A 15,332-nucleotide genomic window follows, 5' to 3' on the forward strand; every position below is an offset into this window, starting at 1 on the left:
CATGAATAAATATTGGTTATGGGCTGTATCAAGCTTGGTACTTCTACCTGTGTTAGCTGGTTGTGCTTCAACGGGAGGAAAGCCGATTGCAGACGATCCTTACTATGCGCCAGTCTATCCAGAAGCGCCACCGACTAAAATCGCGGCAACGGGCTCCATGTATCAGGACAGTCAAGCTTCCAGTCTTTATTCTGATATTAAAGCACTGAAAGTTGGCGATATTATTACTGTTATCTTGATGGAGCAGACTCAAGCCAAGAAAAGCGCTAATAATGAGATTAAAAAAGGCACGGATTTGTCCTTGGACCCTATTTATGCAGGCGGCGGCAATATCAGTATTGGAGGTCAGCCAATCGATCTTAGATATTCAGACAGTATGAATACCAAACGTGAATCTGGAGCCGATCAAAGTAATAGCTTATCAGGCAGTATCTCTGCAAACGTGATGCAGGTGCTAAATAACGGCAACTTGGTTATCCGTGGTGAAAAATGGATCAGTATCAATAATGGTGATGAGTTTGTTCGTTTGACGGGCATTGTTCGCTCTCAGGATATTCGTCCTGACAACACCATCGACTCTCCACGTGTGGCGAATGCAAGGATACAGTACAGTGGTACAGGCACTTTTGCTGATGTGCAAAAGGTGGGTTGGTTAAGCTCATTCTTTATGGGCAGCTGGTGGCCTTTCTAAGGAGGTAAACATGAAACTTAAACTATTTCTTCTATCTGTTTTGCTGTTAGTTTCAGGACCTAGTCAGGCTCAGAGGATCAAGGATATTGCCAATGTGCAAGGCGTGCGAAGTAACCAACTGATTGGCTATGGTTTGGTTGTTGGTTTGCCAGGTACTGGTGAGAAGACAACCTATACAGAACAAACCTTCAAAACCATGTTGAAAAACTTTGGTATCAATCTGCCTGATAACTTAAGGCCCAAGATTAAAAACGTTGCTGTGGTTGCCGTACATGCTGAGATGCCAGCTTTTATTAAACCTGGTCAAACTCTTGACGTGACGGTTTCAAGCTTAGGTGAGGCAAAAAGTTTACGTGGTGGCACCTTGTTGCAGACCTTCCTCAAAGGGGTAGATGGTAATGTTTATGCCATTGCGCAAGGGAGCATGGTGGTCAGTGGCTTTAGTGCTGAGGGACTCGATGGTTCTAAAGTTATCCAAAATACACCGACAGTGGGACGTATCCCAAATGGCGGTATTGTTGAAAGAACGGTGACAACTCCGTTTTCAACAGGCGATCACTTAACATTTAACCTACGCCGCGCCGACTTCTCAACTGCTAAGCGACTCGCAGATGCGATCAATGAGTTGCTTGGCCCTGGCATGGCTAGACCGCTCGATGCTGCATCGGTGCAGGTGAGTGCACCTAGGGATGTTTCCCAGCGTGTCTCTTTTTTGGCAACACTTGAGAATATTCAAGTAGAACCAGCGTCAGAGTCAGCCAAGGTGATAGTTAACTCTCGAACCGGTACCATTGTTGTTGGAAGAGAAGTTCGCTTGCTTCCTGCTGCGGTGACCCACGGTGGCTTAACGGTAACGATTGCGGAAGCGACACAGGTTTCACAACCGAATCCTCTTGCTGGTGGTCAAACCGTAGTGACGGCCGATACCACTATCGATGTAGCGGAGGAGGATAGCCGTATGTTTCTGTTTAACCCTGGAACGACATTGGATGAGTTAGTTAGAGCTGTTAATCTTGTTGGCGCTGCACCATCAGATGTGTTGGCTATTCTTGAAGCGTTAAAGATGGCTGGTGCACTGCACGGCGAACTTATTATTATTTAATTTTCATTACCTCTGTTTATCAATAAGAAAGGCTTAGCTAAACAGCTAAGCCTTTTTCAATTCAGTTAAGCCTTTTCAATCAAATAGAAGTCACAAATATATTCAGCTTCTTACTGCCACTCAGTATATTTGGTATGCCATTTGCACCAAATAGACATCAACGTCTGATTATTGTCGCTACTGTTGGAACACTTTATGGAAAAGCTTTCAAACTCATCTCACTTTTTGGATCTAGGAGGCCTAGATTCACTTAGGGCTCAAGCCAAAAAAGATGACAAAGCTGCTTTAAAAGAGGTTGCTCAGCAGTTTGAAGGTATTTTTGTTCAGATGCTAATGAAGAGTATGCGTGATGCTAATGCAGCGTTTGAGTCTGACAGTCCAATGAATAGCCAATACACCAAGTTTTATGAGCAGATGCATGATCAGCAGATGTCTGTAAATCTTTCTGATAAAGGGATGTTGGGCCTTGCGGACCTTATGGTGCAGCAGCTCTCGCCAGAGACAAGCAATGTCACCCCCGCATCAGTACTTAGAGGCAATGCTAATTTAGGTGGAGGTGTTGAGCAGGTGATGGTGATGAGTCGTGCAACTCGTGGGGAAGCCATTACGCAGCCTGTTTCTCAATCAGCACTAGAGGCTGAAGCGGCAATGGCTCCGCTTCAAGCTGTGTTGTCTGGCAAGCAATTGCCGTCTGAAGCGACCAGATCAAATATGACATTTGCAGATCGTAATGACTTTATTGCCAAGCTCTATCCCCATGCTAAAAAAGCTGCTGACAGCTTAGGTACACAACCTGAGGTCTTGATTGCCCAATCCGCGTTAGAAACCGGCTGGGGACAGAAGATGGTTAAGCGTCAGGGTGGCGACTCGAGTAATAACCTATTTAACATCAAGGCAGGTAATCGTTGGCAAGGGGATAAAACAGCAGTGAGAACCCTTGAGTTTGAACAGGGGGTTGCAGTACAGCAAAGAGCTGATTTTCGAGTTTATGATGGGATTAAGCAGAGCTTTGATGATTTTATCAGTTTCATTTCCGATGGACCAAGATATCAAGAAGCGATGAAGAAAGCGGCTAATCCGAATGAGTTTATTAAAGCCTTACAAGATGCAGGTTATGCAACCGATCCTGAATATGCCAACAAGGTGATTAAGGTGATGAAGTCACTCTCATCTGAGCTTCAGACAGTTATATCGGGAGATAAGTAATGAGCTATCAGCTTATCAGTATCGAACAATTTAGGAGTGCCTAGTAATGGGTATGGATCTTCTTAATATTGCAAGAACAGGTGTTTTGGCCTCTCAGTCACAACTGGCTGTTACCAGTAATAATATTGCCAATGCCAATACCCAAGGCTATCACAGGCAGGTCGCTGAGCAATCGAGCTTGGATAACCAACGTCTGGGCGGTAACTTTTTCGGCTCTGGTACTTATATCTCAGATGTAAAACGTATTTATAACGATTACGCGGCAAGAGAGCTAAGGATAGGCCAAACCAGTGTTAGTGAGGCGCAAGCCACTCAAATTAAGATGGGGGAGCTGGATCAGCTATTTTCTCAAATAGGCAAATCTATTCCTCAGGGGTTGAACGATCTTTTTGCGGGATTGAATAGTTTAGCCGATCTACCTGACGATATCGGGATTAGAAATAATGTATTAGGTTCGGCAGGTCAGCTAGCCAGTAGCTTGAATCAGATGCAAGCACACCTAGACGGGCAGATGAAGCAGACCAATGATCAGATAGCAGGTATTACCGACAGAATTAATGAGATAGGTAATGAGTTAGGTCACATTAACCGGGAGCTGATGAAGTCACAGGGCGAAGATATGTCGCTACTGGACAAGCAAGATGCGCTTATTCAGGAACTGAGCCAGTACTCCCAAGTTAATGTGATCCCATTAGATACAGGGGCAAAAAGCATCATGTTAGGTGGTGCTGTGATGTTGGTGTCTGGCGAAGTCTCTATGTCAATTGGTACGACTGCTGGCGACCCCTTCCCGAATGAATCGAGAGTGACTAGTTCTGCAGGGGCTCAGACTTTGATTATCGACCCGTCGCAGATGGGAGGGCAACTTGGTGCTCTATATGAGTTTCGCAATGAAACCTTAGTTCAAGCCCAGTTAGAAGTTGGGCAGCTTGCTTTAGGCGTTGCTGATGCTTTTAATCAGGCCCAGTCACAAGGCTTCGATCTTTCAGGCGCACTTGGACAGAATATCTTTACTGATATTAATGACCCTAACATGGCTGTGGGCCGAGTTGGTGAGTTTGGTACTAATGCTGGTAATGCCAATTTAAGAGTTAACATTGATGATACTTCTGCCTTAACTGGTGGAAGCTATGATTTAACGTTCACTGCGCCCGGTACTTATGAGCTAACAGACATCAATACCGGAGTGGTTACCCCCTTAACCTTAAATGGCTCTCAACTTGATGGTGGAGAGGGCTTCTCTATTCATATTGACTCTGGCGCATTTGTTGATGGTGACAAATTTGAGATCCGCCCGTCAGCTGGTGCCGCAGCAGGTATTAAAGTTGAGATGACCGATCCCAAGGGCATTGCAGCAGCTGGGCCGAAAATTACAGCGGGGACGGCTAATTCCGGTAATACCCAAATTGAGATCCTTAGCATAGATAGAAACAATGTGAACTTACCTTTAACGGGATCTGAACTGACTTATCAGATAGATCCTGTTGCAAATACCTTCACAGTGTTTGATGCATCGGGAACGTTAGTGAGTGCCGCCGCTCCATATACACCACCTACCATTACCAGCAATGGTTTTAGTTTTGATGTAAATACGACATCTACATCGACAGAGAGTTTTACTTTCGATTTTACCTTTGCTGAGGGCGATAACAGTAATGCTGTTGCAATGGCACAGCTTAGCGAAGCTAAGTTGATGAATAGTGGCGGATCTACATTAACCGACGTCTATGAAGGCACTAAGTTAGTTGTTGGCGGTAAGGCGAAAGCGGCAGCCGTTGCTGTTGGCTCTGCCGAAGCAGTTTTCACCCAAGCCTATAACCGAGTTCAGAGTGAATCAGGGGTAAACCTTGATGAAGAAGCCGGTAACTTAATTCGATTTCAACAAGCCTATCAAGCGTCCGCAAGGATAATGACAACGGCTTCAGAGATCTTTGACACCTTATTTAGTTCTGTTCGATAGGGGAAGCGAATATGAGAATTTCTACTTCGCAGATGTTTAATCAAAGCATCAACAGTGTTCTGGATAAACAGACTGCTACTAGCAAAATATTAGATCAACTATCGAGTGGTAAGAAGGTCAATACTGCGGGTGATGATCCAGTAGCGTCGGTAGGCATTGATAATTTAAATCAGCAAAATGCCCTTGTTGATCAGTTTATGAAGAATATTGACTATGCCAAAAATCGCCTTGGTTTGAGTGAAAGTAAGCTTGGCACGGCAGAAACATTAGTTGCTTCAACGCGAGAGCAAGTGATCCGTGCAATAAATGGTGGCCTGTCAGAGTCTGAGCGGCAAATGATTGCCGATGAGCTTAAGGGAACGTTAGAGGAACTGCTTGCGGTTGCAAATACTAAGGATGAATCTGGTAACTATATCTTCGCAGGCTTTGAAACTGGCAAGCAGCCTTTTGCCTTTGATAGTACTGGAAACATGATATATAGCGGTGATAGCGGAGCGCGGGAAGCGGTTATCGCTTCGGGTGTTACGATTGCCACTAATATCCCAGGTGATAACGCTTTTATGAATGCTCCTAGTGGCTTAGGCGATTACAGTGCCAATTATCTGGCGAGTCAAGTAGGTGAATTCTCCGTTGATAGTGCCAAAATAACTAACCCAGGTACCTATGTTGAAGATACCTACACCTTTACTATGGTGGGAGCGAATCTGGAGGTTAGAGATTCAAGTGCCACATTAGTGACAACAGAAGTTGGCTTTGATCCCACTAATCCTATCTCCTTTAACGGGATGGAAGTAAAGCTAGACGGAATGCCTGCTGCAGGGGATAGCTTCTCAATTACCCCTCAGTCAGAGGTCAGTATTTTTGACACGATTAATCAAGCAATCTCTCTACTTGAAGATCCTAATAAGGTGAATACCCCACAAGGTGTTTCTGAATTGGCACAGATATTGAATAATATTGATAGTGGTGTCAATCAAATAAGTATTGCTCGAAGTGAAACAGGCAACAGCCTTAAAAGCATCGAAAGCTACAGTACTCACCATGTAGATGAGAAGTTAGTGAATAGCTCAACTCTATCTATGTTGGAAGATCTTGATTATGCATCGGCAATTACAGAGTTTGAGAAGCAGCAGTTAGCATTAAATGCGGTTTCAAGTGTATTTAGCAAGGTAGGGTCTGTTTCACTGTTCGATTACATATAGACCCTGTTTGAGTAAAAAATCAATCTAATTTTAGCCAAGGTCGCAATCTTGGCCTTGTACTAAGAAAGAGGAAGTCAAAATGGCTATTACAGTTAATACTAACGTGACATCACTGAAAGCGCAGAAAAACCTGAACACATCTAGTGGTAATCTAGCGACCTCCATGGAGCGTTTATCCAGTGGTTTAAAGATTAACAGTGCAAAAGATGATGCGGCCGGTCTTGCTATCTCTAACCGCCTGAATTCACAGGTACGTGGTTTGGAAGTGGGCATGCGAAATGCTAATGATGCGATATCAATTGCACAAATCGCAGAAGGTGCGATGCAGGAGCAAACAAACATGCTTCAGCGTATGCGTGATTTGACCATTCAGTCTGAAAACGGTGCAAACAGCACTGAAGATTTAGCAGCGTTAAAAGCTGAGATGGATCAACTTGCAACAGAAATTGATAATATTGGTACTAGTACGGCATTTGGTAATACTAAGTTGCTACAAGGCGGTTTTTCAGCTGGTAAGATTTTCCAGGTTGGTCACCAAGAGGGTGAGGATGTCAAGGTTGTTGTTAAGAAAACAGACAAAGCTTCTTTATCTGTTGCCGCGTTGAATAATGCAACTTCTGCAAATAGAGCCTCATCATTAGCAGCTATCGATAAAGCAATTAAGACCATTGATACCCAAAGAGCAGATCTCGGTGCGGTGCAGAACCGTCTCGCTCACAATATCAGTAACAGTGCTAATACCCAAGCTAACGTTGCTGATGCGAAGAGCCGTATTGTGGATGTGGATTTTGCCAAAGAGACTGCTACTATGACTAAGAATCAGGTACTGCAACAAACAGGCTCAGCTATGCTGGCTCAGGCAAATCAATTGCCACAAGTTGCACTCTCTCTTCTAGGATAAAAATGGTTATGCCAGAAAGCGACTCATGCGCATTTAGTGTAGAGTCGCTTTTAGCTATCAATATTTTTAATGTTTGTTTCTTATTGTTTTTCATCATATTTATTTATCTTTAAGTTTTATTGAAAAAAAAGATTAAAGATAAAAAATCCTCTGCCGTTAAATATACTGTAACCGATATGCTCCGCCTGGCTAAGAAGACAGGCAAAGTTTCAAGCCAGGTATTAAAGAGGAAACAAATTATGGCTATTACAGTAAATACGAACGTTACATCATTGAAGGCTCAGAAAAACCTGAATCACTCCAGTGGTAATCTAGCTACCTCTATGGAGCGTCTATCAAGTGGTTTGCGTATTAACAGCGCAAAAGATGATGCGGCAGGTCTAGCGATTTCAAACCGTCTTAATAGCCAGGTTCGTGGCCTCGAAGTCGGTATGCGTAACGCAAACGATGCTATCTCTATTGCTCAAATTGCAGAAGGTGCAATGCAAGAGCAGACTAACATGCTACAACGTATGCGTGATTTGACTGTTCAAGCAGAAAACGGTGCAAACAGTGCTGATGATATAGCTGCACTTAAAGCTGAGATGGATCAATTAGCAACTGAAATTGATGCAATCGGTACTAGCACAGCATTTGGTAATACTAAACTGATGACTGGTGGTTTCTCTGCAGGTAAAAACTTCCAAGTGGGCCATCAAGATGGAGAGGATGTTAAAGTTACTGTAAAGAAAACCGATAAAACATCACTTTCTGTTGGCTCATTAGCTTTAGCTACCTCAGCCAACCGCGCATCAGCATTAGGTGCTATCGATAAAGCGATTAAGACTATTGATACGCAACGAGCTGATTTGGGTGCGATTCAAAACCGTCTTGCTCACAACATTAGTAACAGTGCGAACACTCAGGCAAACGTTGCCGACGCTAAGAGTCGTATCGTAGATGTGGATTTCGCGAAAGAAACATCAGCAATGACTAAGAACCAGGTACTTCAACAAACAGGTTCAGCGATGCTAGCTCAGGCTAACCAGCTACCTCAAGTTGCTCTATCACTACTATAATATCAACTAAAGGTTAGTTGATAGATGATATAGTTGAAAGGGAGGTTCGGTCACGGATCTCCCTTTGTTGGTTCTAAGATTGTGAAGTTATATAGTGGGAGGAGAGTACAGTTATGGATATCAATTTTACAAACTCATCCAGCACAGCAACTGCTAAAATTGAGATCAGTACTACGCCGGTTAAATCAACTGCTGCAGAGAGTTCAGATCTTGAACGTCGTGCCACAATTCAAGCAGTAGAAGAGACTGAAAAAGAAACTGAAGTTCAGTCAAAAACCAGTCAAGCTGAGATGCAACAACTCGTTGAAGATCTATCTGATATGATGTCGGTTATGCGTAAAGGCTTAGCCTTTAAGATCGATGAGAGTTCAGGCAAGAATATTGTCAGTGTCATGGATGTTGATTCGGGTGACATTATTAGGCAAATACCTAATGAAGAGGCGCTAAAATTAGCGCAGAAACTGTCTGAAGTGACAGGTCTCTTGATGAAGACTGAAGCTTAAGCAATCAGTTTTATATTTAGTTTTAACATTATAGTTTTATGAGGTTTTTATGGCATTAACAGCGACGGGAATAGGTTCTGGGCTTGATATTAACACTATTGTCGGTGTTTTAGTTGATGCTGAGAAAGTGCCCAAAGAAGCTATCTTTGATAAAACAGAGAAGACCATCGATGCGAAAGTGTCAGCCATCGGTACACTGAAAAGTGCATTGTCGACGTTTCAAGATGCGCTTGAAAAACTAAAAGATGGCAATAACATCAATCAAAAATCAGTTTCGACTGGTGACAGTGAGTTTTTAACGGCAACGGCCGATAAAACAGCACAAACTGGAAGTTACAACATTAAGGTTGAGCAGTTAGCCACAGCTCATAAAGTGGCTGGTATTAATGTTGCTGATCCCGCTGCAGCAGTCGGTGAGGGCAGTTTAGACTTAACGGTTAATGGAAATAGCTTTTCTGTTGATGTTGATGCTGGTGATTCCCTAGAAGATATTGCTAAAAGCATCAATGATGCCACAGATAATGTGGGCGTGACTGCAACGATTATTACCAGTGATGCAGGCAGCCGATTAGTGCTTAGTTCTGATGTCGAAGGACCAGATAGCCAGATAACGGTTGCTGCGACTGATACGGTTGGTACCGGTTTAAACGATATGTTTGGTGGAGTTAATCTCACCGAACTTCAAGAAGCGAAGCCTTCAATTATCCATGTGGATGGTCAAAAGATAACCTCTCAAACCAACGATGTTAAAGGGGCTATCACTGGCGTTACTCTAAATCTAACTGATGCGGATATCAATACGACTAGTACTGTTAAAGTTGAGCTGGATAAAGAGGGTATTAAAGAGAATATTACCGGCTTTGTTGATGCTTATAACAGCCTTATTGAGTCCATTGATAAGCTTAGTGCTTATGATACTGAGAAGAAAACGGCTGCGGCGCTTCAAGGGGACTCAATGATCCGCTCGATAGAGTCTCAGGCACGTAACCTAATCAGTTCAAGAGTTACAGTTGATGGTGAAACTGTTGCCCTTTACGATATTGGGATAACGGCAGATCGCTATGGTAAGTTGTCTGTTGATAGCACAAAACTTGATAAAGTGATCGATGAAGATATTGCTAGTATTGAAGGACTGTTTGCTACGGATACTACCGGTATAGCAGTTCAATTGGATGAGCTTGTTGAGGGCTATGTTAAAACGGGCGGCTTAATCGATTCTCGTAATAATGCCTATACCAGTGACAAGCAGAGATTAGATGATCAGCGTGAAGCATTTTCATTAAAGATGGAGCAACTGCAGGCTAGATTGTTTAAGCAGTTTAATGCCATGGATCTTGTAGTTGGGAATCTTAACCAACAAGCTGGTGGTATTATCAGTGGACTTAATTCGCTCCCAGGTGTAGTTAAAGCCCAAAGTTAACCCAAATTTGTTACTGGAGTAAATAGTGCAAGACTTTCATGCGTTGGAGGAGCTAAATCAAGCTCTTGAACAGTTACTAGCAAAACTGGATAAAGAACCTGCTGAAAGTGAACTTGCTGATGAGTTGGTATCAGAATTGCAAGTACTGGTTGGTAAGCGTCAACTTTTGCTCAATGAGTTACTTGCAGCAATTAAGCTTGAAGATAAAACTATGTGGCTCAAACAATTAGAGCTGACTCAACGTTTTGAGCAACAAGCTAAAGTTATAATGCGACATAGACAAGAGTTGATGCATCTGAGCAGTAAAAGTAAGCGACAAATAAACGTTTACAAGTCAATCGGTGCTAAATAGGTAGGTATATATGAGAAAGTCACTGCAATCATATCGTAAAGTATCTGTTGAGAGTGAGATCTCAGTTGCTTCCCCCCACAGAATTATACAGATGATGTTTGAAGGTGCTTTACAGCGTTTGGCACAAAGCCGTTACGCAATAGAAAACAATGATATTGCTAACAAAGGCATCTATATTGGTAAAGCCGTTGGCCTTATCACAGGTTTAAACAACAGCCTTAATATGGAGGCTGGTGGCGATATCGCAAGTAACCTTTCAGATCTCTACGATTTTATGTTACGACGCATTTCAGAAGCCAATATGAATAATGACATACAGGCTCTTGATGATGTCAGTGATATCTTAAAAACAATTAAAGAGGGCTGGGATGCTATTCCGCCAGAGAAGCATCATATGGCGTCTCATTCAGAAGCAATGTAATTCAATAATCTTCACACATATCTTCAAGGGGCTAATCAGCCCCTTATTCATTCCAAATAAAGTCGGCACTAGTCAAAAAGTTGACATCGACACTCTAATTTGTTGAGTATTTCATCAAAAAAAAAATTAGTTCTGCTAAAATCAATTCAGTGGAGCATTAAATGCATCAGGTACTTGCTAATAGCCTGCTGATAATACACTATTCCTCATGGTAGTGATTTCTTACATACTATTATGGAAATGCTACTCCGCTTTTACAGCAACAAACACTAATAATTAATGCGAATAATAACCAGCGCTTTACGGCTTTTTGAATGATGCAAACAGATCAACGAATTCTACTTGTCGGTAACCAGTCTGAGCGAATGAATCGCTTATCTTGTGTATTTGAGTTTTTAGGTGAACAAGTTGAGTTAGTCGCAGTCGATAAACTCGAACTGCGAGTTCATAACACTCGATTTCGAGCTTTAATCATCTCATCCGACATACAGTCTAAAGAGTTACTACAAACTCTTGCAGCTACCTTGCCTTGGCAGCCGATATTATTGCTTGGCGAGATGGATGGCGCTGTTGCGTCTAATATACTCGGCCATATTGAGGAGCCTTTAAATTATCCTCAGCTGACAGAACTTCTTCACTTCTGTCAGGTTTTCGGACAAGCTAAACGTCCTGACATCCCTACTAGTGTTAATCAAACCAAACTGTTTAGAAGTATGGTTGGTAGAAGCGATGGCATAGCTCAGGTTCGTCATTTGATTAATCAAGTTGCTCCCTCTGATGCGACAGTGCTTGTCCTTGGCCAATCAGGTACAGGTAAAGAGGTTGTGGCGAGGAACATCCACTATATTTCAGATCGCCGTGATGGGCCTTTTATACCGGTTAACTGTGGTGCAATCCCTCCTGAGCTTCTTGAGAGTGAACTCTTTGGTCATGAAAAGGGCTCATTTACTGGAGCGATAAGTGCACGAAAAGGGCGCTTTGAACTTGCCGAGAAAGGAACGCTTTTCTTAGATGAAATTGGTGATATGCCTCTACAGATGCAGGTGAAATTGCTTCGAGTTCTTCAGGAAAAAGTGTTTGAAAGAGTCGGTGGCTCTAAATCGATTACTACTGATGTGCGTGTTGTTGCGGCGACGCACCGTCAACTAGAGTCAATGATTCTAGAGGGGGAGTTTAGGGAAGATCTCTATTACCGTTTGAATGTCTTTCCTATCGAAATGCCTGCTTTATGCGAGCGTAAGGATGATATCCCACTGCTTTTACAAGAGCTTGTTAGCCGAGTGTATAACGAAGGGCGTGGAAAAGTTCGTTTTACTCAAAGAGCAATCGAGTCATTAAAAGAACATGCATGGTCAGGTAATGTCCGTGAGCTGTCTAACTTGGTTGAGCGTTTAACGATCCTTTATCCTGGTGGGCTGGTTGACGTTAATGATCTGCCAATAAAGTATCGTCATATCGATGTGCCTGAATACTGTGTTGAGGTCAGTGAAGAGGAGCAAGAGCGTGATGCGCTCGCTTCCATATTCAACAGTGATGAGCCTGTCGATATTCCTGAGACACGTTTTCCTAGCGAGCTTCCGCCTGAAGGTGTGAATCTTAAAGATCTATTAGCTGAGCTCGAAATCGATATGATTAGGCAGGCGTTAGAGCAACAAGATAATGTGGTTGCCAGAGCCGCTGAGATGTTGGGCATTAGGCGAACAACCTTAGTTGAGAAGATGAGAAAATATGGAATGGGAAAAGAGTAATACCGAGTAAATTACTTTCCCAATAAATTGAGCCCTTAAATCTGCCAGTTTCTGTTAGCTATAAGGGCTAATCTATTATTTTTAGTCAACCTTTATTAGTTAAGCTTACTTCCACTACCGGTTATTTTTCCATAGATAACTGATACTTATATATCAATAGCCTCCTTATTCCCTCCTCTTTGATTTTGTGGCGTAAATTCTGCATGTAGCCTGTTAGCAGCAATTTTTTGACGGAGTAAATATGTCCGTAAGTCCTCAAATACAACAGGATACGATATCTCAACACTCTCATAAGTGGTTGGATATTGCGCCAGCAGCGAATATGTCCAATCGAATGGAGCATATTCTGCAAGCTATGCCATCGGGCATTGTTATCATAAATGGTGATGGTGTTGTTACGGACACAAACCCTGTTGCGGTGAAGCTATTAGGCTTACCCTTAGAGGGATTAAAGTGGATTCAGGTTATCAATCGCGCCTTTTCTCCTCAAGACGATGATGGACATGAAGTATCACTTCGTAATGGCCGCAGGGTGAAGTTAGCAATCACTCCACTAACACCTGAATCTGGTCAATTAATTGTTTTAACGGATTTGACTGAAACGCGTATCTTACAGAAAAATCTATCGCATCTTCAGCGTCTCTCTGCCCTAGGTAAAATGGTGGCTACTTTGGCTCACCAAGTTAGGACACCACTAACTGCAGCGCTTTTATATGCTTCCAATTTAGCTAGCCCTAAATTGACGGATGTTTCCAGAAAAAGGTTTCAGGGAAAGCTAGTCGATAGGCTTAATGAGTTAGAGCATCAGGTGAATGATATGCTCTTGATGGCTAAAGGTCGTCAGCAGGAGCAAGGCGAAGCGGAGTGTATCTCAACGATCATGGAAAGCGTTCTCGCCAATTGTGAACCGATTGCTGATCAGCACCTGTGTGAACTTGAATTTGTAGATAGCTCGAAGAGTCTATTTCTGGCTAATTCGAGTGCGTTAAGCTCAGCGATTAATAATCTGGTCGTTAACAGTATTGAAGCTGGCTCAACCAAGGTGAAAATTTGTGGATATGAAACACAGAGCAATCTACATATCGACATTATTGATAATGGTAAAGGTTTAGACAAGGCGATGCAGCAGAAGGTGCTTGAACCATTTTTTACCACTAAAGCACAAGGTACTGGTTTAGGTTTAGCGGTTGTTCAATCTGTTGTGGCAAATCATAGTGGAAAATTGCAACTGAGATGTGAAAAAACAAAAGGGTGTACGGCTTCATTGGTTTTCCCCAAATTATTGGGCCAAGACTCTGAAACCTTAGATAACCCCTTGGTAAAAGAAGTCGATGAAGGAGCTAAATATGTCTGAAGGTAAACTGTTATTGGTCGAAGATGATCACTCTCTTCGTGAAGCCCTATTAGACACTCTTTTGATCGCTCACTATGAATGTGTTGATGTTGCTTCTGCAGAAGATGCGATTGTAAAGCTTAAACACGAATCATTTGATATGGTGATAAGTGATGTGCAGATGGAGGGCGTGGGCGGTTTAGGCTTACTAAATTACCTTCAACAACATCACCCACAGCTACCTATGTTACTTATGACGGCATATGCAACGATAGATAATGCTGTGAATGCCATTAAGCTTGGGGCTGTTGATTATTTAGCGAAGCCCTTTGCTCCAGAGGTTTTGTTAAATCAAGTATCTCGTTATCTCAAGCCAAAACTGTGTCAAACGCAACCTGTTGTTGCAGACGAAAAGAGTCTGGCGCTACTCTCTTTAGCACAGAAAGTGGCAGCTTCAGATGCTTCAGTGATGATCATGGGGCCAAGCGGTTCTGGTAAAGAGGTTCTGGCTAGGTTTATTCACCAAAATAGCCCTCGTGCTGAGCAACCTTTTGTCGCGATTAATTGTGCTGCAATTCCTGAAAATATGCTCGAAGCGACCCTATTTGGCTATGAGAAAGGGGCTTTCACCGGTGCTTATCAGGCTTGTCCTGGTAAATTTGAACAGGCGCAGGGAGGAACCTTACTACTTGATGAGATCTCTGAAATGGAGCTAGGCCTTCAGGCTAAGTTATTAAGGGTACTTCAAGAGAGAGAGGTGGAGCGAATTGGCGGCCGCAAGAATATCAAGTTAGATGTGAGGGTATTGGCAACCTCTAACCGCGATCTTAAATCTATGGCAGCATCAGGTGATTTTAGAGAAGATCTCTACTACAGAATAAATGTGTTTCCTTTAGTCTGGCCTTCGTTAAACCAAAGGCCTGTGGATATATTACCACTGGCTCGTCATCTGTTACTTAGGCATGCAACGACATCGGGGATGTCGGAGATCCCTGATTTTGAAGAGAGTGCTTCTCGCCGCCTGCTGACTCACCGATGGCCAGGTAATGTCCGAGAGTTAGATAATGTGATTCAGCGAGCCCTAATTCTCTTCACTGGCGGGAATATTACAGCCAATGAGATCATAATTGATGCGGACGAAGTGATGCTCACTCAGGATGTGAAGTGTCATACTAGCACTCAAGAGAGTTCGCTTGAGTTGGATGCACTTGGAGATGAGTTAAAGGCTCAAGAGCACGTGATCATTCTAGAAACTTTGACCCAGTGTCAAGGTAGTCGCAAGCTTGTAGCTGAGAAGCTAGGTATTAGCGCCAGAACGCTTAGGTATAAGATGGCCAAGATGAGAGATGCAGGTATTCAAATCCCAGCATAAAGCGACACTTTTTTGATTTCATTTTATAGCTTAAAGGCACTAACTTTAGTGCCTTTTTAGTAT

14 protein-coding genes are annotated in these 15,332 nt (G+C 42.9%); all 14 read left to right on the forward strand.

Translation table 11 applies throughout. From position 1 onward, the window contains the following. Nucleotide 1 precedes the first annotated feature (1 nt). The 14 genes from flgH (at nucleotide 2) to K0625_RS15980 (ending at nucleotide 15,269) form a co-directional block, all read left to right on the forward strand. Nucleotides 2–691, forward strand: a complete 690-nt coding sequence (gene flgH / locus K0625_RS15915) for a flagellar basal body L-ring protein FlgH (protein ID WP_220110597.1) — start codon at nucleotides 2–4, stop codon at nucleotides 689–691. A 10-nt stretch (nucleotides 692–701) separates the two neighbouring features. Next, nucleotides 702–1,793 carry a flagellar basal body P-ring protein FlgI gene (locus tag K0625_RS15920; protein WP_064791826.1) on the forward strand — a complete coding sequence of 364 codons (1,092 nt, stop codon included), beginning with the start codon at nucleotides 702–704 and terminating at the stop codon, nucleotides 1,791–1,793. A gap of 195 nt (nucleotides 1,794–1,988) precedes the next feature. Further along, entirely contained in the window at nucleotides 1,989–2,999 is a 1,011-nt protein-coding gene (flgJ, locus tag K0625_RS15925) for a flagellar assembly peptidoglycan hydrolase FlgJ (RefSeq protein WP_220110598.1), read from the forward strand. Nucleotides 3,000–3,045: 46 nt separating this feature from the next. After that, nucleotides 3,046–4,959, forward strand: coding sequence for a flagellar hook-associated protein FlgK (gene flgK, locus K0625_RS15930; protein ID WP_220110599.1), 1,914 nt, complete (start codon nucleotides 3,046–3,048; stop codon nucleotides 4,957–4,959). Nucleotides 4,960–4,970: 11 nt separating this feature from the next. Next, entirely contained in the window at nucleotides 4,971–6,161 is a 1,191-nt protein-coding gene (flgL, locus tag K0625_RS15935; protein ID WP_220110600.1) for a flagellar hook-associated protein FlgL, read from the forward strand. A gap of 79 nt (nucleotides 6,162–6,240) precedes the next feature. Further along, nucleotides 6,241–7,062 (forward strand): flagellin N-terminal helical domain-containing protein, encoded by an 822-nt coding sequence (locus tag K0625_RS15940; protein WP_220110601.1) that lies wholly within the window; start codon nucleotides 6,241–6,243, stop codon nucleotides 7,060–7,062. Between the two features lie 239 nt (nucleotides 7,063–7,301). Next, nucleotides 7,302–8,120: a flagellin N-terminal helical domain-containing protein gene (locus tag K0625_RS15945; RefSeq protein ID WP_220110602.1), complete on the forward strand. Its 819-nt coding sequence runs from the start codon at nucleotides 7,302–7,304 to the stop codon at nucleotides 8,118–8,120. A gap of 113 nt (nucleotides 8,121–8,233) precedes the next feature. Continuing rightward, the gene (locus tag K0625_RS15950) at nucleotides 8,234–8,623 is read left to right on the forward strand and encodes a flagellar protein FlaG (protein WP_220110603.1); all 390 of its coding nucleotides are present in this window, start codon (nucleotides 8,234–8,236) and stop codon (nucleotides 8,621–8,623) included. A gap of 49 nt (nucleotides 8,624–8,672) precedes the next feature. Then, the gene (gene fliD / locus K0625_RS15955; RefSeq protein ID WP_220110604.1) at nucleotides 8,673–10,043 is read left to right on the forward strand and encodes a flagellar filament capping protein FliD; all 1,371 of its coding nucleotides are present in this window, start codon (nucleotides 8,673–8,675) and stop codon (nucleotides 10,041–10,043) included. 25 nt (nucleotides 10,044–10,068) lie between these two features. Then, nucleotides 10,069–10,395: a hypothetical protein gene (locus K0625_RS15960; RefSeq protein WP_220110605.1), complete on the forward strand. Its 327-nt coding sequence runs from the start codon at nucleotides 10,069–10,071 to the stop codon at nucleotides 10,393–10,395. Nucleotides 10,396–10,405: 10 nt separating this feature from the next. Next, a complete protein-coding gene (gene fliS, locus K0625_RS15965; RefSeq protein WP_220110606.1) occupies nucleotides 10,406–10,816 on the forward strand; it encodes a flagellar export chaperone FliS in 411 nt (136 codons plus the stop codon). Between the two features lie 314 nt (nucleotides 10,817–11,130). Continuing rightward, entirely contained in the window at nucleotides 11,131–12,564 is a 1,434-nt protein-coding gene (locus K0625_RS15970) for a sigma-54 dependent transcriptional regulator (RefSeq protein ID WP_269902808.1), read from the forward strand. A 241-nt stretch (nucleotides 12,565–12,805) separates the two neighbouring features. Then, nucleotides 12,806–13,918, forward strand: coding sequence for a sensor histidine kinase (locus tag K0625_RS15975; protein ID WP_220110607.1), 1,113 nt, complete (start codon nucleotides 12,806–12,808; stop codon nucleotides 13,916–13,918). Then, a complete protein-coding gene (locus tag K0625_RS15980) occupies nucleotides 13,911–15,269 on the forward strand; it encodes a sigma-54-dependent transcriptional regulator (RefSeq protein ID WP_220110608.1) in 1,359 nt (452 codons plus the stop codon). Before K0625_RS15975 ends, K0625_RS15980 begins: the two co-directional genes overlap by 8 nt. The last annotated feature ends 63 nt before the right edge of the window (nucleotides 15,270–15,332 follow it).

The organism is Shewanella nanhaiensis, assembly GCF_019457885.1.
Lineage (GTDB): Bacteria > Pseudomonadota > Gammaproteobacteria > Enterobacterales > Shewanellaceae > Shewanella > Shewanella nanhaiensis.